At 65.0% G+C, this 24,917-nt stretch carries 27 protein-coding genes and 1 pseudogene; 10 read left to right on the top strand and 18 right to left on the bottom strand.

Going from position 1 to position 24,917, the window contains the following annotated elements; translation table 11 throughout:
- Positions 1–155: 155 nt before the first annotated feature.
- The 14 genes and pseudogenes from HT578_RS02130 to HT578_RS02070 all read right to left on the bottom strand — a co-directional run bounded on the left by HT578_RS02130 (position 156) and on the right by HT578_RS02070 (position 13,247).
- Positions 156–1,349 carry a CaiB/BaiF CoA transferase family protein gene (locus HT578_RS02130; protein WP_213501922.1) on the bottom strand — a complete coding sequence of 398 codons (1,194 nt, stop codon included), beginning with the start codon at positions 1,347–1,349 and terminating at the stop codon, positions 156–158.
- A complete protein-coding gene (locus tag HT578_RS02125) occupies positions 1,346–2,266 on the bottom strand; it encodes a hydroxymethylglutaryl-CoA lyase (RefSeq protein ID WP_213501920.1) in 921 nt (306 codons plus the stop codon). The genes HT578_RS02130 and HT578_RS02125 overlap by 4 nt, the downstream gene beginning before the upstream one ends.
- On the bottom strand, positions 2,263–2,868 hold the full coding sequence (leuD, locus tag HT578_RS02120; protein ID WP_213501918.1) for a 3-isopropylmalate dehydratase small subunit: 606 nt from the start codon (positions 2,866–2,868) through the stop codon (positions 2,263–2,265). The genes HT578_RS02125 and leuD overlap by 4 nt, the downstream gene beginning before the upstream one ends.
- Positions 2,865–4,271, bottom strand: a complete 1,407-nt coding sequence (locus HT578_RS02115; RefSeq protein ID WP_213503953.1) for a 3-isopropylmalate dehydratase large subunit — start codon at positions 4,269–4,271, stop codon at positions 2,865–2,867. The genes leuD and HT578_RS02115 overlap by 4 nt, the downstream gene beginning before the upstream one ends.
- Positions 4,272–4,282: 11 nt before the next feature.
- Positions 4,283–4,801, bottom strand: coding sequence for a plasmid pRiA4b ORF-3 family protein (locus tag HT578_RS02110; RefSeq protein WP_239026443.1), 519 nt, complete (start codon positions 4,799–4,801; stop codon positions 4,283–4,285).
- Positions 4,767–5,981, bottom strand: coding sequence for an IS66 family transposase (gene tnpC, locus HT578_RS22110; protein ID WP_239026442.1), 1,215 nt, complete (start codon positions 5,979–5,981; stop codon positions 4,767–4,769). Before tnpC ends, HT578_RS02110 begins: the two co-directional genes overlap by 35 nt.
- Before the next feature lie 104 nt (positions 5,982–6,085).
- Positions 6,086–6,553 (bottom strand): annotated as a pseudogene (locus HT578_RS22105) (transposase domain-containing protein); the annotation flags it as partial.
- Positions 6,554–6,626: 73 nt separating this feature from the next.
- Entirely contained in the window at positions 6,627–6,968 is a 342-nt protein-coding gene (tnpB, locus tag HT578_RS02100) for an IS66 family insertion sequence element accessory protein TnpB (protein WP_008604014.1), read from the bottom strand.
- Positions 6,965–7,330: an IS66-like element accessory protein TnpA gene (gene tnpA / locus HT578_RS02095; protein WP_008604013.1), complete on the bottom strand. Its 366-nt coding sequence runs from the start codon at positions 7,328–7,330 to the stop codon at positions 6,965–6,967. The genes tnpB and tnpA overlap by 4 nt, the downstream gene beginning before the upstream one ends.
- 186 nt (positions 7,331–7,516) lie before the next feature.
- A complete protein-coding gene (locus HT578_RS02090; protein WP_213501915.1) occupies positions 7,517–8,542 on the bottom strand; it encodes a zinc-binding dehydrogenase in 1,026 nt (341 codons plus the stop codon).
- Positions 8,542–10,176 (bottom strand): FAD-binding oxidoreductase, encoded by a 1,635-nt coding sequence (locus HT578_RS02085; RefSeq protein WP_213501914.1) that lies wholly within the window; start codon positions 10,174–10,176, stop codon positions 8,542–8,544. The genes HT578_RS02090 and HT578_RS02085 overlap by 1 nt, the downstream gene beginning before the upstream one ends.
- 80 nt (positions 10,177–10,256) lie before the next feature.
- On the bottom strand, positions 10,257–11,651 hold the full coding sequence (locus tag HT578_RS02080) for an FAD-dependent oxidoreductase (RefSeq protein WP_213501911.1): 1,395 nt from the start codon (positions 11,649–11,651) through the stop codon (positions 10,257–10,259).
- 7 nt (positions 11,652–11,658) lie between these two features.
- Positions 11,659–12,018, bottom strand: a complete 360-nt coding sequence (locus HT578_RS02075; protein ID WP_039393604.1) for a hypothetical protein — start codon at positions 12,016–12,018, stop codon at positions 11,659–11,661.
- Positions 12,015–13,247: a class I SAM-dependent methyltransferase gene (locus HT578_RS02070; RefSeq protein ID WP_213501909.1), complete on the bottom strand. Its 1,233-nt coding sequence runs from the start codon at positions 13,245–13,247 to the stop codon at positions 12,015–12,017. Before HT578_RS02070 ends, HT578_RS02075 begins: the two co-directional genes overlap by 4 nt.
- Positions 13,248–13,351: 104 nt before the next feature.
- On the opposite strand from HT578_RS02070, the gene HT578_RS02065 reads away from it, so the two are divergent.
- From HT578_RS02065 to HT578_RS02035, 7 genes are all read left to right on the top strand, one after another.
- A complete protein-coding gene (locus HT578_RS02065; protein ID WP_213501906.1) occupies positions 13,352–13,660 on the top strand; it encodes an REDY-like protein HapK in 309 nt (102 codons plus the stop codon).
- Positions 13,657–14,478, top strand: coding sequence for an SDR family NAD(P)-dependent oxidoreductase (locus HT578_RS02060; protein ID WP_213501904.1), 822 nt, complete (start codon positions 13,657–13,659; stop codon positions 14,476–14,478). The genes HT578_RS02065 and HT578_RS02060 overlap by 4 nt, the downstream gene beginning before the upstream one ends.
- Before the next feature lies 1 nt (position 14,479).
- Positions 14,480–15,862 (top strand): MmgE/PrpD family protein, encoded by a 1,383-nt coding sequence (locus HT578_RS02055; RefSeq protein WP_213501901.1) that lies wholly within the window; start codon positions 14,480–14,482, stop codon positions 15,860–15,862.
- Between the two features lie 37 nt (positions 15,863–15,899).
- Positions 15,900–16,790: a VOC family protein gene (locus tag HT578_RS02050; RefSeq protein WP_213501899.1), complete on the top strand. Its 891-nt coding sequence runs from the start codon at positions 15,900–15,902 to the stop codon at positions 16,788–16,790.
- A gap of 1 nt (position 16,791) precedes the next feature.
- Entirely contained in the window at positions 16,792–17,454 is a 663-nt protein-coding gene (locus tag HT578_RS02045; RefSeq protein WP_213501897.1) for a hypothetical protein, read from the top strand.
- 60 nt (positions 17,455–17,514) lie between these two features.
- Positions 17,515–18,243, top strand: a complete 729-nt coding sequence (locus HT578_RS02040) for a DUF3108 domain-containing protein (protein ID WP_213501895.1) — start codon at positions 17,515–17,517, stop codon at positions 18,241–18,243.
- A 162-nt stretch (positions 18,244–18,405) separates the two neighbouring features.
- A complete protein-coding gene (locus HT578_RS02035; RefSeq protein ID WP_239026441.1) occupies positions 18,406–19,143 on the top strand; it encodes a GntR family transcriptional regulator in 738 nt (245 codons plus the stop codon).
- Between the two features lie 48 nt (positions 19,144–19,191).
- Here HT578_RS02035 and HT578_RS02030 read toward each other — a convergent pair whose 3' ends face one another.
- From HT578_RS02030 to HT578_RS02015, 4 genes are read right to left on the bottom strand one after another with little or no spacing between them, the layout of a single operon-like run.
- On the bottom strand, positions 19,192–20,205 hold the full coding sequence (locus HT578_RS02030; protein WP_213501893.1) for a zinc-dependent alcohol dehydrogenase family protein: 1,014 nt from the start codon (positions 20,203–20,205) through the stop codon (positions 19,192–19,194).
- Positions 20,202–21,116: a polysaccharide deacetylase family protein gene (locus HT578_RS02025; protein ID WP_213501891.1), complete on the bottom strand. Its 915-nt coding sequence runs from the start codon at positions 21,114–21,116 to the stop codon at positions 20,202–20,204. The genes HT578_RS02030 and HT578_RS02025 overlap by 4 nt, the downstream gene beginning before the upstream one ends.
- A gap of 1 nt (position 21,117) precedes the next feature.
- On the bottom strand, positions 21,118–22,014 hold the full coding sequence (locus HT578_RS02020) for a polysaccharide deacetylase family protein (RefSeq protein ID WP_213501889.1): 897 nt from the start codon (positions 22,012–22,014) through the stop codon (positions 21,118–21,120).
- Positions 22,014–22,694, bottom strand: coding sequence for an isochorismatase family protein (locus HT578_RS02015; protein ID WP_213501887.1), 681 nt, complete (start codon positions 22,692–22,694; stop codon positions 22,014–22,016). Before HT578_RS02015 ends, HT578_RS02020 begins: the two co-directional genes overlap by 1 nt.
- A 285-nt stretch (positions 22,695–22,979) precedes the next feature.
- On the opposite strand from HT578_RS02015, the gene HT578_RS02010 reads away from it, so the two are divergent.
- From HT578_RS02010 to istA, 3 genes are all read left to right on the top strand, one after another.
- Positions 22,980–23,273: a DUF1330 domain-containing protein gene (locus tag HT578_RS02010; protein ID WP_213501884.1), complete on the top strand. Its 294-nt coding sequence runs from the start codon at positions 22,980–22,982 to the stop codon at positions 23,271–23,273.
- 66 nt (positions 23,274–23,339) lie between these two features.
- Positions 23,340–23,693: a formylglycine-generating enzyme family protein gene (locus HT578_RS02005; protein WP_213501882.1), complete on the top strand. Its 354-nt coding sequence runs from the start codon at positions 23,340–23,342 to the stop codon at positions 23,691–23,693.
- Between the two features lie 61 nt (positions 23,694–23,754).
- Entirely contained in the window at positions 23,755–24,792 is a 1,038-nt protein-coding gene (gene istA, locus HT578_RS02000; protein WP_239026440.1) for an IS21 family transposase, read from the top strand.
- Positions 24,793–24,917: the final 125 nt, after the last annotated feature.

The following is a 24,917-nucleotide window of genomic DNA, read 5'->3' as shown; positions in this document are numbered from 1 at the left end:
GCCGATGTTCTGATAAAGGAAATCGCAGGAGGAAAGGGCGGTCCCATAGGGATCGCCCTTTTTTCATGGGGAGGAAGGGCCCCCAAAGCCCAAGGAAAAGGGCCCCGGAAGCGTGCACTTCCGAGGCCCTTTTGCATGTCGTGTATCCGGGCGGATCAGGCCGTGCCGACAGCACCCTTGGCGGTGAGAGCGTCGATCTTCTCGGCCGAGTAGCCCAGGCTCTCGAGCACTGAGCGGCTGTCCTGGCCCGCGCCGGGGAGCGTAACCGGAGCGCCCGGACGCTTGCCGCCCATCTGCAGCGGGATGGTGGGCAGGCGGGTCTGTTCGCCGCTGTCGAGGGTCACGTCCTCAAGGCCGCCTTCGGCAAGCTGGGGATCGTCGAACATGTCCTCGGGCTTGCCGATCGGGGCGAAGGGAAGACCCGTGCCTTCGAGCATGCCGACAACTTCGTCACGGGTCATGCCCAGGAACATCTCGCGCACTTGCGGCAGGATGCGGTCACGCGCCTTCACGCGCTCGTTGTTGGTGCGGATGCTCTCGTCGGCCCAAAGCTCGTCGAGCTGGAAGATCTTGCAGAACTTCTCCCACAGGACATCGCTGACCACGCCGATGAAGACGGGCTCGTCCTTGGTTTCGAAGACGTCGTAGATCGCCCAGGCCGAGATGCGCGCGGGCATCGGGTTGGCGGCCTTTCCGGTGACCGCGAACTGCGCCATGTGCTGGCCCACGAGGTAGATCGTGGTCTCGAACAGGCTGGCGACGACCTTCTGGCCCTTGCCGGTGCGGTGGCGTTCTTCAAGTGCGGCTAGGATGCCGATCACGCCAAACATGCCGCCCGTCACGTCGACGACGCTGGAGCCGGCGCGCAAGGGGCGTCCCGGAGGGCCCGTCATGTAGGCAAGGCCGCCCATCATCTGCGCCACTTCGTCGAGCGCGGTGCGCTCTTCGTAGGGGCCGGGCAGGAAGCCCTTTTCGGAGCAGTAGATGATGCCCGGATTGGTCTCGGCGAGCGTCTCGTAGGAGAGGCCGAGGCGATCAAGCGCGCCGGGGCGGAAGTTCTCGACGAGGACATCGGCCTTGGCGCACAGGTCCTTGGCGACCGCGATGCCTTCCGCGCTCTTGAGGTCGAGGCAGATCGACTTCTTGCCGCGGTTGTACATCGGGAAGTAGCCCGAGCCCGAACCCAGCAGCTTGCGGGTGCGGTCGCCGCCGATGGGCTCGATGCGCACGACATCGGCGCCAAGCCCGGCAAGGATGTGGCCGACCGTGGGGCCCATGACCATGTGGGTGAATTCGATGACCGTGATCCCGGCCAGCGGCGTCGGTGCGCCGCCCTGTTCAGCGCTCATCGCGCAATCCTTTCCTTGTAGTCCAGCATCGGACCTGCATCGGGCGTGAAGCCGTAAAGCGGTTCGCCCGGAAGTGCCTCTGTCAGGATCGACCGCACTTCGAGCAGTTTTTCCAGGTCGATGCCGGTGTCATAGCCCATGGAATTGAGCATGAGAACGAGATCCTCGGTGACGAGGTTGCCCGAGGCACCGGGCGCGTAGGGGCAGCCGCCCAGACCGCCGAGCGAGGAATCGATGGTGGTGATCCCTTCCTCAAGGCCCGCCAGGGCGTTGGCCAGGCCAAGGCCGCGTGTGTTGTGGAGGTGCAGCGTGGTGAGCATGTCATCGCCTACCGCGGCCTTTACCTTGCGCACGAGACGCTTGACCTGCGCAGGGTCGGCATAGCCGGTGGTGTCGGACAGGCTGAACTCCTGGCCGCCCGCTTCGGCGGCGGCGACAGCAAGGCGCACCACGGTGTCTTCGGGCACCGCACCCTCGATGGTGCAGCCGAACGCGGTCGAGAGACCCACCGCGAAGTGGATGCCGGCATCCTTGGCGATCTCAGCTACTTTCGCGATCTCGGCGAGCATCGCGGGGTGGTCCTTCTTGACGTTGCGGATCGAGTGGGTCTCGCTCAGCGAAAAGGGGATCGACATGCCGTGAACGCCCGCCTTCGCCGCGTTCTCCGCGCCGCGCGCGTTGGGGACGAGAGCCACGACGTTGAGGCCCTCGATGCCCTTGGCGAATTCCACCAGTTCAGCGGTATCGGCCATCTGCGGCAGGAGCTTGGGCGGGACAAAGCTGCCCACCTCGATCTCCTTGACACCGGCGGCGGCCTCGGCCGCGATCCAGGCCTTCTTGGCTTCGAGCGGCATTACCTGCTTGATCGACTGCAGGCCGTCGCGCGGGCCGACTTCGGAAATGAGGATTTCGGTCATGCGGTCTTCTCCAGGTAGACCCAGGGACGCGCCGTGCGGTCGGCGTCGGTCCATGCCTCGATGGCGGGCAGGGCCTTCAATGTGAGGTCGATCACGTCGAGGCCTTCGAGCAGCATCGTGCGCGGCTCGTCCTCGATCGTGAAGCTGTGGGTTGTCGCGCCGGCCGTCACCGTCTGCGCGGGCAGGTCGACCGTGATCTCCTGCCAGGCCAGCGCGTCAACGTCGGTCCGGGGCAGGGTGATCGGAAGGACGCCGTTGCGAATGCAGTTGGCGCGGAAGATCGGCGCGAAGCTCTCGGCAATGACGCAGCGGATGCCGTACTCGACGAGCGCCCAGACCGCGTGCTCGCGGCTCGAACCACAGCCGAAGTTGGCGCCGCCCAGGATCACCTGGCCGCCCCTGGCCTCGGGCATGTTGAGCTCGAAGGTCGGATCGGGGGTGCGTGCGGCAACGTCGCTGTAACGCCAGGGTGCGAAGAGGCCCTCGGCCAGGCCGGTGCGCCCGGTGCTCTTCATCTCGCGGCTCGGGATGATCGCGTCGGTATCGACGTTGTCGCGCAGGATCGGCACGGCAACCGAGGTGAGGGTTGTGAAGGGGGTCACTGCGCGCTCTCCTTGGCCAGTTCGCGCGGGTCGGCAATGACACCGGCAACGGCGCTCGCGATCACGGTTTCGGGGCTTGCGATATGGGTGCGGATGCCCGGACCCTGGCGACCCTCGAAGTTGCGGTTGGTCGAACTGATCGTGCGGCTTCCTTCGGGGAAGCGTTCACCGCCTGCGAAGAAGCATAGCGAACAGCCGCTGGCGCGCCATTCGAAGCCTGCTTCGGTGAAGATCGTGTCCAGCCCCTCGGCTTCGGCGGCGCGCTTGACCGCGGAACTTCCCGGAACGACCATCGCCTTCTTGATGCTAGCGGCAACCTTGCGGCCCTTGACCAGGGCCGCGGCGCGGCGAAGGTCGGAAAGGCGCGCGTTGGTGCACGAGCCGACAAAGGCAACGTCGATGGGCGTTCCCAGCATCGCGGTGCCCGGGGCAAGGTCGATGTATTGGTGCGCACGCTCAGGGCCCTGCGGCACCGCGCCGTCGATGGGCATGGAATGCTGCGGGCTGGTGCCCCAGCTGACCATCGGTGCGAGCGAGGCCGCGTCGATCTCGATTTCGGTGTCGAAGGTCGCGCCCTCGTCGGTCGAGAGCGTCTGCCAGTAGGGATCGTCGAAATTCGCGGGCGCATAGCGGCGTCCGGCAAGGTACTCGAAAGTCTTGGCGTCAGGTGCGATGAACCCGGCCATGGCCGAGAATTCGGTCGCCATGTTGCACAAGGTCATGCGCGCTTCGATGTCGAGCGCTTCCACGGCCTCGCCTGCGAACTCGACCGCATGGCCCGCGCCGCCACCTGCGCCGTGCGCGGCAATGAGAGCGAGCGCCATGTCCTTGGCGGTGACGCCCGGGGCAAGCTGGCCGGTGAAGGTGACGCGCATCGTCCTGGGCTTTTCGATGCGCAGGGTGCCGGTCGCCATGGCATGCTCGGCTTCGCTCGAGCCGATGCCCCAGGCCAGCGCGCCCAGCGCGCCCTGCGTGCAGGTGTGGCTGTCGGGCGCGACAAGGGTCACGCCCGGAAGCACGATGCCGAGTTCGGGCGAAATGACGTGGGTGATGCCCTGGTCAGGATCGTTGACGTCGAACAGGGTGATGCCTGCCGCCTTGGCCGCGGCGCGGGTCTCGGTGATGAAGGCCGAGCCACCTTCCATCAGCGTGCCGTCACCGCGTCCGATGCGGGTGTCGACAATGTGGTCCATGACCGCAAAGACACGGGCCGGATCGCGGACCGGACGGCCCGCCGCGGCCATCGATTTGAGCGCAGCCGCCCCCGTGCGCTCGTGCAGGAACACGCGGTCGATAGCGACAAGTCCGGCGCCCGAGGTGCCGGTATCGATCCGGTGTGTTTCCCAGATCTTCTCGAAAAGTGTCTTTGGTCCGTATCCATCCGGTGAGGACCGCGGCGCGATAGCTACACGCCCTATTTTGTGATGATGCGCTTTGCGGCGGCGTTGCGTTTGGCGGCGATACGGCCGAGCGCGACCTGGATGGGGAAGATATCCAGTTCCTCTGGGTCGTAGTCTTCGAGCCAGCGGCAGATGTCAGCATGTTCCTCGTGCGCGGGATCGGACCTCGCATCGAGCATTTCGTAGAAGCCGCTAATCCCTCCGCAATCTTCGGGCGGGCAATTGCGCTCGCCGGCGATGAAGCGCGGGTAGGCTATGGCCGGGTCGCCCTGGCGAACATCACTCAGGGTCAGCGTGTGCTGCCAGTCGTCACCAAAGTCGTAGGAATAGGCGATCCTGATGGTGCCCGGAGCCAGGATATCACGCAGACGAACCCTCGAGGCATTTTTGGGCAGCGGAGTGCCCCAGCCGTCATCCATCGGGATGCCGTATGCCTGGCCGTCGATCACCATCTCCCAGAGATGATAGTCGAACCAGCCCATCGCGGCATGGACGATGTCATGCAGGACCTTGAGGGTGATCGAGGTCGGCACTTCGACCTGCCGCCAGATCGGCGGATCGCTGTCCTTGAGGTCGATGCGCAGCGTTGCGATTTGCGTGAAGCTGTCGATGGCCGTGGGCCTCTGCATGGATCGAGCGGTCATGCCGCCTGCGATAGCACTCCTGCGTTCGCACGCCAGTTCGGGGCAGCAGTTCATCGATCCGGTGCGCGGGATGTCCGGCGATGCGCGCGAGGACATCGGCCAGCCACGCCTGCGGATCCACGTCGTTAAGCCGGGCCGTCTGGATCAGCGTGTAGAGCACAGCCGCGCGCTGGCCGCCGCGATCCGAACCGCAGAACAGCCATGCCTTGCGGCCCAGCGGTACACAGCGCAGTGCCCGCTCGGCGGCATTGTTGGTGATGCAGATCCGGCCATCATCGAGGAAGCGGGTGAAGGCATCCCAGCGCCGGAGCATGTAGCCTATCGCCTTCGCCAGATCATGGCTGCGCGACAGCTTCGCGAGCTGCGCGGTGAGCCAGGCGTGCAAATCCGCCATCAGCGGCGCGCTGCGTTCCTGCCGGAGTGCAACGCGCTCGGCTGCCGTCTTGCCATTGATGCCGCGCTCGATCTCGAACAGGGCATCGAGGCGCTGCACGGCCTCCAGCGCAATCGGGTAGATCATGCCGGTGTGCTCGCCGCGGCTTCTCCTGCGCGCGGCTCCCTCGACATCGGCCAGCTCGAAGAATTTGCGGCGTGCATGCGCGAAGCAGCCCGCCTCGATCACGGGTGCTGGCTGACGACCGGGCGCGTAAAGCTCGTTGTAGCCGCCATAGGCATCGGCCTGCAGAATCCTGCCGGGACGCCAGATGCGCCGAGGATGCTCGCCGCGCCGGTCGCGCGAATAGTGGAACAGGGCCGCTGGCGGATCGCAGCCGGCGAAGGGTCGGTCATCGCGCACATAGACCCACAGGCGCGCCGTATCGGTCTTGCCCTTCGCCATGACCGGCACGGTGGTATCGTCGCCGTGGATCCGGGTTGCATCCAGCACATGGGTCTCGATCCGCCGGTAGAGCGGCATGAGTGCGAAGGCGGCGGCACCGACACGGTCGGCCAATGTCGAGGTGCTGAGCGCAACGCCTTCGCGGGCAAAGCGCTCGGCCTGCCGGTTGAGGGCTGGTGCTGGCCGTACTTCTCGAACAAGAGCATGGCGAGAAAGCTGGGGCCCGCCCATCCGCGTGGCACGACATGGAACGGCGCCGGGGGCTGCATAATCATCTCGCAGTCCCGGCAGGAGAACTTCTCGCGCACCGTCTGGATCACCTTCCACTGGCGCGGGATCACTTCCAGAGTCTCGGTGATATCCTCGCCCAGCTTCGACAGGCGCGCGCCGCCGCAGGACGGGCACAAACAGGGCGCGGGGATGACGACGCGTTCGCGCGGCAGATGTTCGGGGAACGGCTTGCGGCTCGGGCGCTTGCGGTCGAAGGCGGCGACCTCGCTCGTCTTCGCCGCAGCGGCTTCGGCAGCGCAATCATTCTCGCAGGCATCGGCCTCGAGATCTTCAAGCTGCAATTCCAGCTGATCGAGCAGATGGCGGCTGCGTTCGGCGCTGGCGCCATATTGCTCGCGGCGCAGCCTGGCGATCTGCAGTTTGAGGTGGGCGATCAGCGCCTCGATCGCACTCTCGCGGGCCTTGGCCTTGGCAAGGCGGGCCTCGGCATCATCGGCGCGCAAGACCGCGGCGGCCAGTAGCGCCTTGAGCGCTTCGACGTCGTCCGGAAGGGGCGATACGGCCTTGTCCATGAGGGGCATGGAATCACAGATCGGCCTCCGGTCAAAGCCAAAAATGCGCTAGCCAACGAAGAAAATGCCGCACCTATCCGGCGCTCTGCGGACGCCACGAATACTGGGGATTACGCCAGTCGATCCCCTCCAGCAGGCAGGACAATTGCGCATTGGTCAGCGAGACCATGCCTTCCCGAGCCGAGGGCCAGACGAAGCGCCCCTTCTCGAGCCGTTTGGCATAGAGCGACATGCCGATGCCGTCGTGCCAGATGATCTTGACCAGCGATCCCGTCCGCCCGCGGAACACGAACAGGTCGCCGCCATGCGGATCGCGCTTCAGGCCCTGTTGCACCTGCAAGGCCAGCCCCTGCATGCCCTTGCGCATGTCCGTGTGGCCCATCGCGATCCAGACTCTCGCGCCCGATGGGATCATCGCAGCGCCTTCAATGTCGCCGAAACCAGCGTAGCCGATGCAGACGACGAAATACGCACGCAGCAACCTTCGCCCAGTTCGACCGTGATCGCGGCGCACGGATCATGATCGGCAGGCTGCTCATCATCGGCGAGCACGGCCTGCGCAAATGTTACCTTTGGTACCGGCAACGACGCTGCTTCCGCCTGTTCCTGCAACTTGCGCCGCCAAGTGTAGATCAGGCTGGTCGAAACGTCGCGCCGCCGGGATACGTCAGCAACGCAGGCACCCGGCGCAAAGGCCTCGGCGAGGATATCAAGCCGCTCCTCCTCGCTCCAACGCCGCCGACGCTCCGGCCCCGCCATCACCGTGATCTGACCCATGCTCCGCTCCTAAGCTCGCTCATACGAGCGCTCTTAAGACCGGTCGTTCACCCGCCGGACAAGGCGGGGCTCACCGGATGGGTACTTTGGTCCCGTGGATGTCATCGTTGTTTTTTCGTCAGCCCGTTCGCAAATGGTCGAAGGGCAAGCGTCATGGGCTTGCCTCAGCGACCTGCCTAGACCTGTTCAGGGCGCGGCGTGCAAGTCTACGACCACCTTGCCCGATGAGCGAGCAGACAGGAGACGCTCGACGCCGTCATAGATCCCCTCGATGCCGTGGTAATCGGCACTGTCGAGATGGACCTTGAGCTTGCCCTCCTCATAGAGGCGGAAGAGACGCGCGCGCGCCTCGTCCCAATACTGGGTGAGTAGGCCGTTCATGAAACCGCGCACCGAGGCGCTCTTGTAGTAGATCGAATTGGCGATGCGCGGGGCGGTGACGATCTCGGGCTTGCCTTCAAGATCCGAGGCGGCGCCTCCAACGACAAGCCGTCCGTGGTTGGCGAGGTTCGCCAGGAAGGCGTCGTGGATCGGCCCGCTGACGGTATCGACCGCGACGTTGAGCGCGTTGTGGTATTCGCGGCCGAGCACTTGCGCCACGTCCTCGGCCTTGTAGTCGATGACGCGCGCGGCGCCGAGCGACTTCACGAAGGCACACTTCTGGGGGCCTCCGGCAACGCCCACCACATGGCATCCGCGCAGGGCAGCAAGCTGGACAAGGAAATGGCCAAGTCCCCCCGCGGCGGCCGAGATCGCGACCGTCTCGCCGTCCTTCAGTTCACCGATACGTTCGAGGGCGACCATGGCCGACACGCCCGTCGAGGCAAGCGCGAGGTACTCGCGCGTGACCGCAGGGGCCTTGACGAAGCCGCTTGCGGGCGCGGTGTTCTCCTCGCGGTAGCCGCCGGTGAAGCGGACCGAGACAGCCGCATCGCCCACCGCGAAATCGCTGACGCCTTCGCCCACCGCCTCGACCGTACCGATGGCCTCGACCCCGGTGAAAGTGGGGAGAGCAATCTTGACGTAGTCGACGGCATCGCGCGCAATCTGCGTGTCGAAGATGCCGTTGATGCCGCAAAAACGGTTGCGCACGCGGATTTCTCCGGGGCCGGGCTCCCGGCTCGGCAGTTCGACGATATCGCAGGCTTCGCGGAAGGAGGGCGCGATCCGTGTGAGACGGATCGCGCGGTAGGTCTTCTCGACTTGGGTCATTATTGGGCGATCTTGCCCTGCGGGAAGCCCAGGCCGCCCGGATTGAACAGGCCCTTGGGATCAACCGTGTTCTTTACCGCGTCGAGAACGTCGAGGAAGGCCTCGTCCATGCGGTCGCGATAGGCATAGGAACGGCCGATCTGGAAGTGGCCTGCGCCATACTTGCGCGCGATTTCCTTCACCTTCTCGCGCGCGGCCGTGACGATGGCCGTGGCTTCGGGGTGGGCGCCGAGCTGCTTCAGGCGCTTCATGTGGTCGGGCTCGACCATCGATTCGTGGATCGGGCGGTACCCTTCGGGCCAGAAGAAGACCGGCTCGATGATGATGGCGTTGGTCGACATCGAGGAGATCAGGAAGCCGTTGAAGATGCCATGCTTGTCGAAGGTCTCCTGCATCTCGTCAAAGTAGGCGCGGATCTCGGCAAAGGCCTTGGGCGCGGTCGAGAGCGAGAACTGGCCATGGACCGGAATCCAGCTTTCGCCTTCAGGACCCAGGATCGAGTTGGGCGCAGGGAAAGGCATGGCGCGGATGATCTTGGCGATCGAATTCTCGATCTCCACGCCGTCGAACTTCGCCGCAATTTCGCGGGCCCGGGCAATGTCGTGGGCGACCGCCTCCTTGCAGCGCCCTTCGGCGGTTATGTGGAGCGGGTACTCTTCCTCGGGGATGAAGTTGCGGCCGCCCATGGCGATCTTGGCTGCGGCCAGCAGGCCCTTGCCCAGTGACTTCTCCTTGGAGATGACCTTGCCCAGCGTCTTCACGTCGCTCGCCATCGACATGCGCTTCATGCGCACCTTGGTGAGGCCCGGGTCAAAGCCACAGCTTTCCGCAGCAAGACCCTCGCGGGCCATTTCGCCCAGAGCCTCGAGCATGGCGGGGCCGCTCTTGAATGAGAACGAGGCGGACTGCTCGAAAGCGGGAGTGCGGATGAGCCGCAGGGTGATCTCGGCCTTGAGCCCCAGAGTGCCCGAATCGCCGCAGAAGAGGCCCGCAATGTCCGGGCCGAAGTGGCGGTAGAACGGCGTGTCGCCATCCGGCCCGCGCGCGCCGGTGCGCAGGATACGCCCGTCGGCCAGCACCATGGTCAGCGCAATGACGCTCTCGCTGGTGGTGCCGTAGTGGCCTGCACCGAACATGGCGTTCAGCATCGAGAGACCGCCACCAATGGTGGAGTAGATGCCCGACATCGGCCCCCAGAACGGCGTGCGCAGGCCCTTCTCCTTGAGTGCCTCGTTCAGCTCGCGCCACGAGCACCCGGCCTGCACGGTCACGGTCATGTCCTCGGGGCTGATATCCAGCACCTTGTTCATGCGCGTGGTGTCGATGGTGATCGTGTCACTGGTCGCCGGAATGTAGGCTTCGGTATAGCTCATGCCCGCACCGCGCGGGGCAAGGGCGACCCCGGCCTCGTTTGCGGCGGCGACCACGGCGGCGAGTTCCTCGGTCGTCGCCGGGGCCACGATCAGCATGGCGACGTGATTGGAGGCAATCCAGACGTCTTCACTGAACAGGCGCAAGCGCGCCTCGTCGGAGGTTACGTTGGCCGCGTCGACGATGCCTTCAAGCTTGGCGCGAAGGTCCCCCGGACACGGGGCGATGGAAGCAGGAGCGGCCGGAGCGGCGATATCGGACATGGTGTGGTTCCCGTGAATGAGGCCGCAGGCAGGGCGTGCGGCCGGGGATTACGAAAGAAGCGAGGTAAAGGCGATGCGCATCAGGCCGGTTCGCGGCTCAGCGCGAGCTTGGCCGCGGCCTCTCCGGCAAGGCGACCGAAAGTCACGGCCGTCGCCAGCCCCATGGCCGGAAGATAGCCCCAGTGCGCCGGGCCGGAAACGGACCGCGCGGCGCCGCCACCTGCAAAGAGGTTGGGAAGTTTTGTGCCATCGGGGCGCAGGACCTGCGCGTTGCCATCGATCTGAAGACCGCCCTGGGTGTGGAAGATCGCGCCCACCACCTTCAGCGCGCGGAAGCGCGGGGCAGGGGGAAGGTCGCCGTCCCAGACGCGGCCGAAGCTGTCGGCCGTGCCCGAGCCTTGTGCAGCGCGTGCCTCGGCCAGCGTTGCCACGAGGTTGTCGACAGGAAGGCCGAGGACCTGGGCGAGTTCTTCTTCGCTGTCGGCGAAGCGCGGGGCGTTGAGCTTGTTGAGCTCGATAATCTCGGGGATGTAGTCGACGTCCTTCTCGATGCGGTCGTCGTAGATCACCCAGACATAGTCGCCCGGTTGCTGCAGCACGGGGTGCACCATGCCGGCAATATCGTCGGTCTCGTTGGTGAAGCGCTTGCCCTCGATGTTGACGAGGATACCGCCGGCAATCGGGACGCCCGGCGGGACCGGCATGCCCTGCGGTTCGGTCAGCATGGCATACCCCTGGTAGGAGGCCATGTCGCCAAGCGCGGCGCCAACCTTGCCGCCGACCGCGATGCCTGTGCCCTGGCTGCCTTCGTGGCCATTGTTCCGCGCTTCGGCCATTTCGGGCATGTTCGCCGCGACCATCGCATGGTTCGCCGCAAAGCCGCCGCAGGCGAGGATCAGCGTGTCGCAGCCAACCGCTTCGTGCGAACCGTCCGGGCGCGCGATGGTCACCCCGGTGATCCGCCCATCCTCATCTGCGTGGACTTCGACCAGCTTGGCTTCGGTCATGACATCGACACCGTTGTCGTCCAGGCGGCGGTGAAGCAGGTCGACCATGTCCTGCCCGCCGTGCCCGCGCCAGCCGTGCACCCGGTAGGTGCTGTTGCCGTAGGCGGGGCGAAAGCCCGTATCGAGCTCCCAGGGCATGTCGAGTTCCTCGACCATCCAGTCGACTGTAGGCCCCGCATGATCGGCGATGGCCCGCGCCAGGACCGGGTCGGTCTGCCCCTTGGTCTTGGCCATGATGTCATCGAAATAGGTGTGCGCGCTGTCCTCGATGCCCTGTGCGGCCTGGGCCTTTGTGCCCGCCGCGCAGATAAGGCCCTGCGACATGCCGGTAGAGCCCATCGGGCGCTCGTCCTGCTCGATCAGCAGCACCTCGGCCCCGGCCTTCGCGGCGGCAAGAGCGGCAATACAGCCGCAGGCGCCGCCGCCCACCACCAGCACGGGAACGGTGAATTCGAAGGTTTCGCTCATGGTGCGATCACGCCTCCCGTGCGAGTTCTTCGCCGACATCGCCCGAGGCGACATCGTCATCCAGAACCGCAGCTTCGTTCTCCTGCTGCACGATGCGCAGGATGCGGGCGATGTATTCCTGGTTCCACATCTGCCGTTCGGCCGAAGCTTCACGGGTGGGTTCGAAGGCGTCGATCTCGCCATCTTCCAGGATGCCCTTTTCGCGCAGCAAACGCTCAAGCGTGTCGTTGCGCTGGCGGGCCACCGCCAGTTCCTGGGCTACCGCCATGGTGATCGCGAGGACCTTCTCGACCTGGGGCTCGAGGAAATAGGGACGCTTGCCGGCAGGCTTGGCGCCGGCTCCGTTCAGGGCGTCGGAAAAGCTCATGCCACGGCTCCGATCACGTGCCAGGCCGCCTTGCGGCCATAGTCTTCGGTGTCATCTTCTTCCGCATCGGGGAACAGCTCGCGGTCGACCACGCCGTAGACGCCGCCATGGATCAGGCTGTCCTTTGCAAAGCCGGCATCGACCATGGCCTCGTCGAGGTCCATCTCGTGCATGCGCGACCAGAAGGGTTCGTTGTTGTAGAAGGCATCCCAGTCACGCATCGCCTGCTCGAAGAGCGGCATTTCGGGCGCATACTGGGGCTGCTCGACGTGCAGCACGATGCCGCCGGGTTTGAGCAGGCGGCGCGTTTCGCGGAAGATGTTGCGCAGCGCGGTGGTCGAAAGTTCGTGGAGGAACATCGTCGTCTGGATCCAGTCGAAGCTGGCGTCCTCGAAGCGCGAGAGGTCCTCGCCGCTCGCCTGCACGAAGGAGACGTTGTCGACGCCCAGCGACTTGGCGCGGGCCAGGCCATAGCGCAGCACGGGTGCACCGAGATCGACGATGGTCATCTCGGCTTCGGGATAGGCCTGCGCCAAGGGCAGGCTGGAGTGGCCGACCGTGCCGCCGATCTCGAGGATCTTCCTGGGCGCAAAATCGGGCAGGTTCTTCTTCACCCAGTTGACCACCGCCATGCCGCCGCCGTCGGAGTACTTGCCGAGAAGCCCGCTGGTGGTGACGAACCCGGCGTGGTCGTAGTTCGCGCCGTTGGTGACGTCACCCTCGAAGTACTCGGTGTGGTAGCTGCCGGGCATGCAGTGGTGGTCGACCGCCGAGACGTAGCGCGGTATCTCCACCGTGGGATCGAGCTGCAGACGCGGATCGCCGTCGGTCAGGTCGGCCGCAATGGCGGCGAGGCGTTCGGCCTGGCGCAGCGAAGTCCAGCGTCCGGCCTGCTGGCGCTGCTCCATCGTCATGCGGCGCAGCGCAGACCAGGTCTGGAAGGCCGGGTCCTTGAGCAGCGCCTTGCGCGCCTCGTGGCGATTGGCGAGCGGCCGTCCGTTCTCGGCCTCGAACTTCGGTGCGACGCGGCTGTCGTAAGCCGCCTTCACGCCCGGCACGACGCGCGCGGCCAGGTGCCGGTTCATCTGCGCGAGGAAGTTCACGCGCTCGATCTCGTCGTGGTTGGTCTCGGGAAATACCGCATGGCGACCAATCACCCGGTAGTCGGGCGGGCCGTCATAGGCGGCGCTAGGATCATTTGCAGGTGGAGTTGTACGCGACGTCTTCACGGCCTACCTCATTTGTTATAGCCTTATGCTATATTGTCGTTACAAGAGACGCAAGAGCCGAAGCCGATGGGCCGAGGCGACACGCAAATCCAAGGGGAAACCGGATGATCATCTTCGCCGTATTCAACCTCAAACCCGGCGTTTCGGTGGAGGAATACGAAGCCTGGGCGCGGGAAACCGACCTTCCCACCGCCAACTCCCTCAAGTCCATCGACAGCTTTCGCGTGTACCGTTCGACCTCGGTTCTGGGCTCGGATGAAAAGCCGCCCTTCGGATATATCGAAGTTCTCGACGTCAACGACATGGAGCAGTTCGCCGCCGATGCGCAGAGCGAAATCATGCAGGAGGTCGCATCTACCTTCCAGGGCATGGTCGATGTCACCTTCGTGATGACCGAGGAGCTCGTGGCATGAGGTTTGCCGGCAAGGTTGCTGTTGTTACCGGCTCGGGCCGCGAGGGTGGTCTGGGCGAAGCGATTGCCCGCCGTCTGTCGGAAGAGGGCGCCAAGGTCGTCATTTCGGACATAGGCGCCTCGCGCGACGCCTCCACGCCTGATGCCATGATCGGCAGCACGGACGAGATGAAGCGCATTGCCGATGCGATGCCGAGCGAGGCGACGACCTTCGCCTGCGACGTGCGCAACCCGGCGCAGGTCGAGGCGCTGGCCGATCATGCAATCGACACCTTCGGCTCGCTCGATATCTGGGTGAACAACGCAGGCATCGGCTACATCATGAAGCCGCTTGTCGACGTGTCGGTGGACGACTGGCGCGCGGTGATCGACGTCAATCTCAACGGCGCCTGGTTCGGCCTTCAGGCTGCGGCCAAGCGCATGATTGCAGCTGGCAAGGGCGGGCGCATCATCAACGTCGCCAGCCAGGCAGCCAAGTCGGGCTTTCCGCACGCACAGGCGTACAGCTCGTCCAAGCACGCACTGGTCGGCTTGGTCCGCTCGGCCTCGATCGAGCTGGGCCCGGAAGGCATCACGGTCAACAACGTGTGCCCCAACCATGTCACTACCGGCCTTGGCAAATGGCAGAACGAGCACTTTGCCGAGGTGCAGGGGATCAGCGTCGAGGAATACCTCAAGCGCATGGCCGCGCGTATCCCGATGGGCCGTCCGGGCCTTCCGCAGGACACCGCCTCGGCCATCGCCTTCCTCTGCTCGGACGAGGCGATCTACATCACCGGCGAGAGCATGAACGTCTCGGGCGGCGAGGAGCCGCACTGAGATGACGACCGGGGCTGAGCACACCGAAAATCCCGCGCACGTCCTCATCGACCACGCGCTGGCACTCGAATGGGAGAACATACCCGTCGAGGCGCAGGAGCGGGCGCGCACCTTCCTGCACGACAGCCTGGCCGTGGGCATCGCGGGCCGTAACGCCGCCCATGCCGATGGCGTCTTCGCCATGGCGCAGGGCTGGGGCGAGGGCGGCGCGGCCTCGGTGCTGGGACGCCCCGGTGTCCGTCTGCCCGCAGCGTCAGCGGCCTTCGTCAATGGCTTCCAGATCCACGGGCAGGAATACGACTGCGTTCATGAACCGGCCGTGCTGCACCCGATGGCGACCGCGCTCGCCGCGCTTCTGGCCGAGGCCGAGCGCGGTGATCCGGTGCGGGGCGAGGACTTTCTCGCGGCGATTGTCGCGGCGGTCGATGTCTCGGTTACCATCGGGATCGCGGCGCCCGATGCGCTCACCTTTTTCCGCCCGGCGACGGCCGGGATCTTCGGCTGCGTGGCGGGTATCGCGCGGATGCGCCGCCTGCCGCGCACTGAGGCGCTCGATGCCTTCGGTCATGCTTTGGCGCTGACCTCGGGCACGATGCAGGCGCACGTCGAGGGCAAGCCCGCGCTGCCGGTGCAGGTCGCCAATGCGGCGCGCAATGCGCTTGTCGCCGTGGACCTCGCACGAGTTGGAATGCCCGGCGTGGCCCATCCGCTCGACGGCCCCTTCGGCTATTTCGCGCTGATGGAAAAGCGCGAGGCACTCGCGCCCGCGCTCGCCAGGCTGGGGCAGGGGCACCGCATCACCGAGGTGAGCTGGAAGCCCTTCCCGACCGGACGGGCCGGGCATGGCGGTATCGTGGCCGTGCAGGACCTGATGGCCGGGCAGGGCCTCACCGCCGCCAATCTTGAAAGCCTTGAATACCATGCGCCGCCGCTCATCCATCGCCTTGTGGGGCGCCCGGCCAAGGCGGACATGGAGCCCGGCTATGCACGGCTGTGCATGCAGTACCTTGCGGCGGTGACCTTGCTGCGCGGCAAGGTGGCTCTGAGCGACTTCCAGCGCGCCTCGCTCGACGATCCCGAAGTTCTTGCCCTTGCGCGAAAGATCACGGTGATCGCCAACGACAATCCCGACATGGCCGCTTTCGCTCCGGCACGGGCCCTGGCCCGTACCACCGACGGCGGCACGCTGGTGCAGGATGTCGAGGCGCAGTTCGGCTCGCCCCAATGGCCGCTCTCGCGCGAGCAGCACATGGAGAAGGCGCAAGGCTGCCTTGACTTTGCAGGGCTTGGACACTGCCATGCAGATCTTGCCGCGGCCATCGACGCCTTCGCAGTGGCGCCCGACGCCATGGCCATCCTTCACGCCACGGGCGTGATGGGCTGAGCCTTCTCTTTCCCTCTATCCCAATGCAGGACACCCGATGACCCTACTCAAATGCGCAACCCTGGTCGTTGCCGACGTGGCCGCATCGAGCGAGCGCTACACCCGTTGGATGGACTACCGCGTCGTCGACGAAGGCGCCGTTCCCGAAGATCTTGCCATCGCCTGGCAGGCCCCGGCCTCGGCCGGACGCCCCTATGCGCTTCTGCAACCAGCCTCGGGCGAAGAGGTGTTCCTGCGCTTCGTGGAGGGTGATCCGGTCGCCTCCTATGCCCCTATCCGCACCTATGGCTGGGCCGCGACCGAAATCTGTGTGAACGACGTCATGGCCGTGAACGCCCGCATGGAAGAGAGCCCCTTCGAGATCATCGGTCCGCCCAAGGACCTCGACGGCTTTGCCACGGTCAAGCCGATGCAGGTCAAGGGCGAGGACCAGGAGATCGTCTACCTGACGCAGATCCTGCAGCCGGGCGAGGAAAACGGTCTTCCGCAGCCAACCTCGCTGGTCGACCGTCCCTTCATCATGGTGCTCGCCAGCCACGATCTGCCGGCCAGCGTGAAGTGGGTGGAGGACGTGCTGGGCCTTCCCGTGATTGATCCGGTGCCGATCCGCTATTCCATGATCAACAAGGCCTTCGACCTCGATCCCGAGACCAAGACGGCCATCGTGACCGCACGCGGCGCAGGCCAGACCTTCCTCGAGATCGACCAGTACCCGGCCGAGGCGACCGTGCGTGAAAAGCACGAGGGCGACCTTCCGCCTGGCGTTGCCATCACGACCATGCTGCACCCCGACTTCGCGCGCCTGGAAGGCCACTGGGCCAGCGCGCCTGTGGTGCGTGAAGGCCCGCTCTATGCAGGTCAGCGGACGGGCATTCTGCTGACACCCGAAGGCGCGCTTCTCGAAGTGATCGAAGGGGGCACGATCTGAGATGGACCACACCCTTGCACTCCTCACCCTGCTGCACCTGCTGATCCCGATCTACTGGCTGGGCGGTGACCTTGGCGCGTTCTATTCCTCGCGCTTTCTTGTCGATCCCAAGCGGACCGTGCCCGAGCGTCTGCTCGCGCTGCATATCCTCAACAACATCGACATGGCTCCGCGCACCGCGCTGATCCTGGCTTTTCCAACCGGCTTCACACTGGCCGCGATGAAGGGCTGGCTCGCCGTGTCTGGTCTGGCGGTGACCGGCGTGTGGGTGGCAGGGCTGGCATGGCTCGCACTCGCCTGGGCGGTCCACATTCTCCATGGGCCTGCGGGCAAGACCTACAAGCAGATCGATCTTGCCATTCGTTATATCGTCCTCGCCGCACTCATCGCGACAGGTGTCGCCGGTCTTGCAGGCGTTCTGGCGCTACCTCTCTTCATCGCGCTAAAGCTGCTGGTGCTGGCCTTCTGCATCTTCATCGGCCTGCTCGTGCGGCGCCAGCTTGTGCCGCTGATCCCGGCGATCGTCGATCTCGCAAAGAACGGCGCAAGCCCTGAGGGCGACAAGACCATCGCAGGGGTTCTGGCCGTCACGCAGCCCACCGTGATGACGCTCTGGGCCGCTGTCCTCATCGCCTCGTTCCTCGGCATCGCCACCCCGCTGTGAGGGCGCGCCGAGTTTTCCCTGATCCCACCGATCCATCTTCCCAGAACACAGGAGCCGATTTTGCAGAAGCATCGCACCATTACCGGCAAGATCCAGTACACCTCGCGCAAGGAAGGTCGTGAAGGGGCCGACCGTGGCCGCGAAACCTTCATGTGGACCCACCATTCCGACGGCAAGAAGACGCTGCGCGCGCACTGCGAGATCGACGAGCCCAATCCCACGGTCATGCGCGACATCACCTATAGCCTCGACGAGAATGATCGTCCGATGGACTGCCTCGTGCGCCTCACGGTCGGTGACGAGTTCATGGGGGCGGGTCTCTTCATCATCGGCGAGGACACCATCGAGTGCGAAAGCTACGGCCCCTCGATCGGGCGTGTCTCGCAGTCCAGGAAGATCGGCGGCGCATTCGACGGCTTCGGTACGCACCCCATCGTTGCGGACGCCTACATCACCCGTAAGATCGACCGCTCGAAGGGCTATCACAGCCGTCCGTTCCGCTGCTTCCTGCCGTCGCCCGACCACCGCGGTGCGACGCCGCCGCTGATCGCCGAGACGACGCTTCAGCTCGGCTATGTCGGCGACGAGACGGTAACCGTGCCTGCGGGTACGTTCGAATGCCACAAGTTCCAGTTCACCGACGAGGACGGCGACATGGTCGGCGTCTCGGGCGAAGCGCACCCGCCCTATGAGATGTGGGTAACGGCCGATGAGGACGCAATCTTCGTCCAGGGCGGCGTCGGCGGCTACATGCAGACCTGGTACGAGCTGGTCGAACTCGAACGCTGAGCGCGCGTCCAATCCGTTCCGGCGCGCGAGGTCTCAGGGGACAGCGTGCCGGGACGGGTTGACTAAGCCCCTGACGAGCGCGAAATTTGCGGTTTACGCTGCGTCGCTTCCGCACGAGTTCGTGCCGGGGTGAGGGGGCCTTGCACAGGGGCAAGTCAGAACGTGCTTGATCGCGAAGGGGCAGTTCCCCTCTATCACCAGATCTACCTCTTCCTGCGCGACGAGATCCTCTCGGGCCAGCGCCCCTTCGGCAGCGCGATGCCCACCGAGCAGGAACTGGCCGAGACGTACGATGTCTCGCGCATCACCGCGCGCCGTGTCCTGAACGATCTTGCCGAGCAGAACTACGTCGAGCGCAAGCGGCGGGTCGGTACGCGGGTCATCTTCAAGTCGCCGTCCAAGCCCATCGAGGCGAATATCGATCAGGCCTACGATTCTCTCCTCGCCTTCGGTGGCGGGACGGACGTCAAGGTGCTCAGCGTCGAGGAAGTTGCCGCGCCCCCGCGTGCGGCGGCGAGTCTGGGGCTTGAGGCAGGCGATCCCGTCATCCGCTCGGTGCGCCTGCGCGAGATGGAAGGTGTCGCGATTGGCTGGATCGTCAGCTATGTCCCGGTCGAACTGGCGCCTTACGTTACCACGGAAACTTTGGCCTCGGCGCCCATCCTGCGGCTTCTCGAGGATGTCGGGGTCAAGCTGAAATACGCGACGCAGACCATCAACGCGGTCCTGGCGTTTGGTGAGATGGTCGACGCCATGGGAGCCGAACTCAACTCGCCGATCCTGCGTATCACGCGTGTGTCCTACGACGCGGACGACCGGCCCTTCATGCTGACCTATGCGCACTACCGCGCGGATCGCTTCCACATCCGCATGGACCTGAACGGCCCCGGCACCCAGTAGGATGGGGCACCGGAGCCGTCGCAGGTTCCATTTCGGTGATGCGTCAGGTCAGGAGACCTTGACCAGCACCTTGCCCTGATGTCCGCCGGACTTCAGGTATTCCAGAGCCTCTGCCATGTCCTCGAAGGCGAAGGTCTTGTCGACGACCGGCGCAAATCCGTTCGCGTCCATCGCGCGCAGCAGGTTCACCAGCATCCCGCGGCTGCCCGAGGCGATGCCCTTGATGACAAGGTTCTTGCCGATGATCGCGCCGTAGTTGGGGAGCGGGCCATCGGCGCTGCCGACACCGATCAGCACGACGCGTGCGTTGCAGGCTGCCGCGTTGATCGACTGGGGCAGGGTGTGCTGGCCGCCGGTCTCGGCGATGATGTCCGCACCGCGTCCGCCGGTCTGCCTTAGCAATTCAGCCGCCCAGTCGGCGTGGGTGCGGTAGTTCACCGTGTAGTCGGCGCCCATCTTGCGCGCCTCGTCGAGCTTCTCATCGCTCGACGAGGTGATCGCGACGAAAGCGCCGTTGGCCTTGGCGATCTGCAGCGCGGCCATCGAGACACCGCCGGTGCCGAGCGCCAGGACAAGATCGCCCGCCTTGACCTCGCCGATCACCGACACCGCATGCCAGGCCGTCAGCGTGGCGGCGGCAAGCGGGGCGGCGGCTTCGTCGGTGAGGCCCTCGGGGACCTTGACGAGGGCGCCTGCGGGCACCTTGATGTATTCGGCCGCCCAGCCATCGGTGAAGGTGCCCAGGTCCTTGCCGAAGTAGCTCATGTCGAACGGGCCATCGTGCCAGGCGACGAAGTGCGGGCACACCGCGCGGTCGCCCACGGCAACCTGCGTGACACCGTCACCGACCGAGACGACTTCGCCCAGCCCCTCGGCGAGGGGGATGCGGTCCTCGGCCTTCTTCGCGCCATAGCGCCCTTCAAGGATCTGGATGTCGCGGTTGTTGAGGCAGGCAAGGCGCACCTTGAGCACGGCCTCGCCCGGTCCTGCGACCGGGTCGGGGCGCTCGGTGAGCGTCAGCGAGGAGATACCTTCCTGCGTTCCAAGGACGTAAGCTTTCACATCTGGCTCCTGAACTGGTCGAGAATGTCGCAGCCCCGCGCGAACCACGTGCCTTCACGCGCCTTGAGATCGCCCAGCAGCGTCTCGAAGGCATCCATGCGGTAGGGGAGGCCGATGATGTAGGGCGTGAGGTGCATGGGCAGCATCCGCCCGCCATGGACCTTGGCCTCGGCGCTCAGCCAGTCGTGCGCGTCGAGCATCTGCTGCGCATAGCTGTCAGCCGACTGCTGCTGCCCGTTGATGATCTGGCGGTCCGACAGTTCATGGTTGAGCGGGATGTTCACGACGCCGTTGGTGAAGGCGTAGGGAAGCTCGTCGTTGACCCAGTCGCAGCAGTACTCGATGCCCGCGTCCTTGAGCAGGTCCATCGTCGCAAAGCTCTGCTGGCGGGCAATCGAATGCCACCCGCGCGGCTTCACACCCGCAACATCGGAGAGGATCGCGATGCTCTCGGTGATGAGCTTGCGCTCGTCCTCAACAGGGAGGGTGGAGGCGATGGTGCCGTTCATGTCGGTCGAGTGGGCGATGATCTCGTGGCCCGCATCGACGATGTCGCGGATGACGCTGGGATAGCGCTGCGCAATCGCTGCGTTCGCCGCGACCGAGACTTTCACGTCCGCCTTCGCAAAGGCGTCGAGCAGGCGGTAGAAGCCCACCCGTGTGCCGTATTCGCGCGAGGTGTAGTGGCGGTAGTCAGGATAGGCCGTCTGCATGTGGCCCGGCGCCTTGAAGGGCGTGCTTTCCGGCGTGATCGGGAACCATTCCAGGCTCACCACCATCCAGGTTGCGACGCTCTTGCCCTCGGGCCAGGCAAGGGGCTTGCGCTCCTCCATGACCGAATAGGGGAACAGGTCGTGGTCGTAGCCAAGGCCGCGCTTGGCGTATTCGAGGTATTCGGGATCGAGGCTCATCTTACGCCTCCTTCGTGTGAATGGCGCGCCAGGCATCGGCAATGTCGCCCGAGCGCGTGATCCACGCGCGTCCACCGTCTCCGGCATCTGCGGCAATGTGCTTCAGGACGTCCTCGAAGGGACCGATGCGGTGGGGCTGGCCGATGAGATACGAGTGGAGCGGAATGCACATGACCGTGCCCGAAGGCTCGGCGGCAAGGCGCTCGTACTGGCGGATCAGCGTGTCGGCGTATTCGCGTGGGCTCATGTTGTAGACAAAGAAACCGTAGTGGTCGTTGACCTCGAGGCTGTAGGGCATCGAGATCAGATCACCGGTCTTCGTCTTCACGCGCTGGGGCTGGTCGTCGTGGTAGAGGTCGCAGGTATAGTCGAGACCGTACTCGGCGATCAGATCCAGCGTGCGCGGGGTGTGGGTGAGGGCGGGCGCCAGCCATCCGCGGATCGTCTGGCCGGTCGCATCGCGCACGGTCTTGATCGAATCCTCGATGATCGCGCGTTCCTGCGCCTCGTCCATCCCATAGGAGTAGCGGGTGTTGTAGATGCCGTGGCTGAAGAATTCCCAGCCCCGCTGGTTCGCGTCCTCGACCACGTTGGGGTGGTGCTGGCACAGCGCAACCGACAGGCTGACCGAGCCCGGAAAACCGTGCTTGGACATGACTTCGGCCATGCGCCAGTGGCTGACGCGGTTGGCGTGGTCGCGGTGCGACTGGCGCACGACATCGGGGTGCGGCATCGCCCAGGACTTGCGGTGCGGGTTGGCCGGCGGGTCGATCTCGTAGAACTCGAGGTTCGGCGAGATCCAGACCGCGACCTTCTTGTCGCCCGGCCAAGAGAACGGCTCGCGCCCGCGATAGGGCGCGAAGTTGTAGAGGCCGGGGTCCTTTTCGCCCTCGTTCATTACCGCGCCTCCAGCCAGTCGATCACCGTCTGCACCGGCTCGACATCGGCGTACTTGAGGTGCAGGTCGGTGAGATTGGCGAAGTGGTAGCTCTCGTGCTTGTCCGCGCAGGTCTCGATCGGGACGATGGTGCGGTAGCCACGGCTGAGGCTGTCGACGGCGGTGGCGCGGATGCAGCCCGAGGTCGAACCGCCGGTGACGATGACCGTGTCGACCTTGTGCCAGACGAGCAGGCTCTGCAGCGGCGTCTCGAAGAAGGCCGAGGGCATGCGCTTGGTGTAGATCATGTCGGCCGGATCGATCTCGCAGCGATCATCGAAGGCGTGACGGCGCGAATCGTACTTGATGTTCTGCAGCGAGTCCGGAGTGTCGGTGCGCGTGCCCCAGACACCGGCGTCGCTCGCGTCCTCGGCGTAGGCGACGTGGGTCCAGATCACCGGCATGCCCTTTTCGCGGGCAAGGCGCGAGATCGTGTTGGTGTACTCGATCTGGCGCGGGTCGGTCTCATACGCCGTTTTGAACTCGTCGATACGGGTATAGGCGTTCTGGAAGTCCACGTTCACGATCGCCAGCTTCTCGCCGAAGCCGAACTTCGCGCGGGTGGGGTTGGCGATGACTTCCTCGAAGATCTGGCGGGCGGTCTTGCCGTCGCTGACCATCTTGGTGCCGACGATGCTCATCTGGATCTTACCTCTTTCGCAACTTGTGGGGGCTCCCGCTTCGCAAGGAAGCGCAGCGCGCGGCGACGACAATGCGCCGATGGGGGAGACCTATCCGACTAAAAGATATAGTTCTAGGTCATATTCGCGCTACCGTGGCGCAATGTCGATGGTTTGCCGGGCGATGGGGAAAGCCGGAGCAATTCATCCGCCCTGCGGATAGCGCCGCAAGCACCCTGTTTCCAAAACCCTGAGTGAAGGGGATCACTGCACCCAAGCGAAACCGAAACAAGGGAGTATATCCAAATGGCCGCATGGCTCATCGTCACCGCCCGCGTCCCTGACCGCGATGCCTTCATGGCCTCTGGCTATCCGCAGGCGGCCGCCAAGATCCAGGCGCAGTACGGCGGTGAATACATCATCCGTGGCCCCGGCGGGACCGTGCTCGAAGGGCCGGGCGAAGACGGCGCTTCGGTCGTGGTGACCCAGTGGAAGGACCGCGAGGCCGCGCTCGCCTTCTGGAATTCGCCCGAATACGCCGAAGCCAAGAAGCTGCGCGAAGGACTGGCTGAGATTTCGGTCACGCTCGTCGGCACCTGATCGAGTCAGAATGCGGGGCAGAGGCCGCACCTGCGTGCGGTCCTGTCCGGGAGGGGGGAGATACGCATGAGGGCAGGTCGTGTGCGGCAGGGGGCTGCAGCGCTTGGTATCCTGGGTGCCGTGATGGGCGGCGGTGGAATGGCCGGGGCCAAACCCGTACAGCCGCGCCACGCAGGTGAGGTATTCACCGACTGCGCGCAAGGCTGTCCGCAGATGGTCGCGATCGCCCCGGGACGTTTCCGGATGGGGGCTGATGCTGGCGAGGAAGGTCGTCCCGAAGGCCCCGTTCGTGAGATCGCGCTTGCGCGTCCTTACGCGCTCGGCCGGTTCGAGGTCTCCAACCAGGAATATGCCCTCTTCGTGGATGAGACGGGACTGAGAACGGCGGAGCAATATTCGACCACGCTAGCGGCGGGATAGTCCTGCTGCGGGCGGCGTAAAAGTCGTCCACCTTGAAGCCTTTCTGCCAAGTCAGGGAGGTGTGGGGATCTACAGCGTGGAACTTTATCTTCAGGTCCGTTTGGCTTGCGCGGATGGCATGAGCCAGCGGGCGGCGGCGAAGCGTTTCAATGTGTCGCGCGACACGGTGCGCAAGATGCTGTCGTTTTCATCGCCACCGGGTTACCGGCGTCAATCTGTCCCGCAGCGTCCGAAGCTGGACGGGTTTGTGGCGATCATTGATGGATGGCTTGAAGGGGACCGCTGCGTCCCGCGCAAACAGCGCCATACGGCGAAGCGGGTATTCGACCGCTTGCGCGCCGAGCATGGTTTCACCGGCGGCTATACGATCATCAAGGATTACATCCGCGAGCGTGAGCAACGCAGCCGGGAGATGTTCGTGCCGCTGGCCCACCCGGCGGGGGATGCGCAGGCCGATTTCGGGGAAGCGCTGGTGGAGATCGGCGGGGTGCAGCAGAAGGCCTACTTCTTCGCACTCGATCTGCCGCACAGTGATGCCTGCTATGTGCGGGCCTATCCGGCGGCGGTGGCGGAGGCACGGGTGGACGGACACGTTCATGCCTTCGCGTTCTTCGGCGCGGTGCCGCGCTCGATCGTCTATGACAACGATCGCTGCCTTGTGGCGAAGATCCTGCCAGACGGCACGCGTAAGCGTGCCACGCTGTTCAGCGCTTTCCTGTCGCATTACGTGATCCGCGACCGCTATGCCCGCCCGGGCAAGGGAACGAGAAAGGCAATGTGGAAGGGCTGGTTGGTTACTGCCGCCGCAATTTCATGGTGCCGATCCCGAAGTTCCCGACGGGAGGCCTTCAACCTATGGCTGGAGGAGCAATGCCGCAAGCGCCAGCAGGACAAGGTGCGCGGACAGAGCGAGACGATCGGTGAGCGCTTGCAACGCGATCTGGCAGCCATGCAGCCTCTGCCCGCTACACCCTTCGAGGCCTGCGATCAGACGAGCGGGCGGGTCTCCTCGCAATCCCGGTGCGCTACAGGACCAACGATTATTCGGTTCCGGTGGCCGGGGCCATCAGGAGGTCTGGATCAGGGCCTATGTCGATGAGGTGGTGGTCGGCTGCCGCAGCGAAGTCATCGCCCGTCATCCTCGTTGTTATGCCCGCGAGGAGGTTATCTTCGACCCGCTCCACTATCTCCCGCTGATCGAGCAGAAGATCAACGCATTCGACC

The sequence above is a fragment of the Novosphingobium decolorationis genome (genome assembly GCF_018417475.1).
Taxonomy (GTDB): Bacteria; Pseudomonadota; Alphaproteobacteria; order Sphingomonadales; family Sphingomonadaceae; genus Novosphingobium; species Novosphingobium decolorationis.
Note: the sequence above shows the minus strand (reverse complement) of the source record. Positions and strands in the feature narration are given on the sequence as shown.

What these genes read in the sequence shown, in the direction of transcription:
- HT578_RS02090 (WP_213501915.1), bottom strand. Translation starts at nt 8,542, where the DNA reads ATGACCCAAGTCGAGAAGACCTACCGCGCGATCCGTCTCACACGGATC.
- HT578_RS02075 (WP_039393604.1), bottom strand. Translation starts at nt 12,018, where the DNA reads ATGAGCTTTTCCGACGCCCTGAACGGAGCCGGCGCCAAGCCTGCCGGC.
- HT578_RS02010 (WP_213501884.1), top strand. Translation starts at nt 22,980, where the DNA reads ATGGCCGCATGGCTCATCGTCACCGCCCGCGTCCCTGACCGCGATGCC.
- HT578_RS02060 (WP_213501904.1), top strand. Translation starts at nt 13,657, where the DNA reads ATGAGGTTTGCCGGCAAGGTTGCTGTTGTTACCGGCTCGGGCCGCGAG.
- tnpB (WP_008604014.1), bottom strand. Translation starts at nt 6,968, where the DNA reads ATGATCCCATCGGGCGCGAGAGTCTGGATCGCGATGGGCCACACGGAC.
- HT578_RS02050 (WP_213501899.1), top strand. Translation starts at nt 15,900, where the DNA reads ATGACCCTACTCAAATGCGCAACCCTGGTCGTTGCCGACGTGGCCGCA.
- tnpC (WP_239026442.1), bottom strand. Translation starts at nt 5,981, where the DNA reads ATGGGCGGGCCCCAGCTTTCTCGCCATGCTCTTGTTCGAGAAGTACGG.
- HT578_RS02020 (WP_213501889.1), bottom strand. Translation starts at nt 22,014, where the DNA reads ATGAACGAGGGCGAAAAGGACCCCGGCCTCTACAACTTCGCGCCCTAT.
- HT578_RS02025 (WP_213501891.1), bottom strand. Translation starts at nt 21,116, where the DNA reads ATGAGCCTCGATCCCGAATACCTCGAATACGCCAAGCGCGGCCTTGGC.
- HT578_RS02045 (WP_213501897.1), top strand. Translation starts at nt 16,792, where the DNA reads ATGGACCACACCCTTGCACTCCTCACCCTGCTGCACCTGCTGATCCCG.
- HT578_RS02130 (WP_213501922.1), bottom strand. Translation starts at nt 1,349, where the DNA reads ATGAGCGCTGAACAGGGCGGCGCACCGACGCCGCTGGCCGGGATCACG.
- HT578_RS02055 (WP_213501901.1), top strand. Translation starts at nt 14,480, where the DNA reads ATGACGACCGGGGCTGAGCACACCGAAAATCCCGCGCACGTCCTCATC.
- tnpA (WP_008604013.1), bottom strand. Translation starts at nt 7,330, where the DNA reads ATGGGTCAGATCACGGTGATGGCGGGGCCGGAGCGTCGGCGGCGTTGG.
- HT578_RS02080 (WP_213501911.1), bottom strand. Translation starts at nt 11,651, where the DNA reads ATGAGCGAAACCTTCGAATTCACCGTTCCCGTGCTGGTGGTGGGCGGC.
- HT578_RS02005 (WP_213501882.1), top strand. Translation starts at nt 23,340, where the DNA reads ATGAGGGCAGGTCGTGTGCGGCAGGGGGCTGCAGCGCTTGGTATCCTG.
- HT578_RS02065 (WP_213501906.1), top strand. Translation starts at nt 13,352, where the DNA reads ATGATCATCTTCGCCGTATTCAACCTCAAACCCGGCGTTTCGGTGGAG.
- HT578_RS02015 (WP_213501887.1), bottom strand. Translation starts at nt 22,694, where the DNA reads ATGAGCATCGTCGGCACCAAGATGGTCAGCGACGGCAAGACCGCCCGC.
- HT578_RS02125 (WP_213501920.1), bottom strand. Translation starts at nt 2,266, where the DNA reads ATGACCGAAATCCTCATTTCCGAAGTCGGCCCGCGCGACGGCCTGCAG.
- HT578_RS02085 (WP_213501914.1), bottom strand. Translation starts at nt 10,176, where the DNA reads ATGTCCGATATCGCCGCTCCGGCCGCTCCTGCTTCCATCGCCCCGTGT.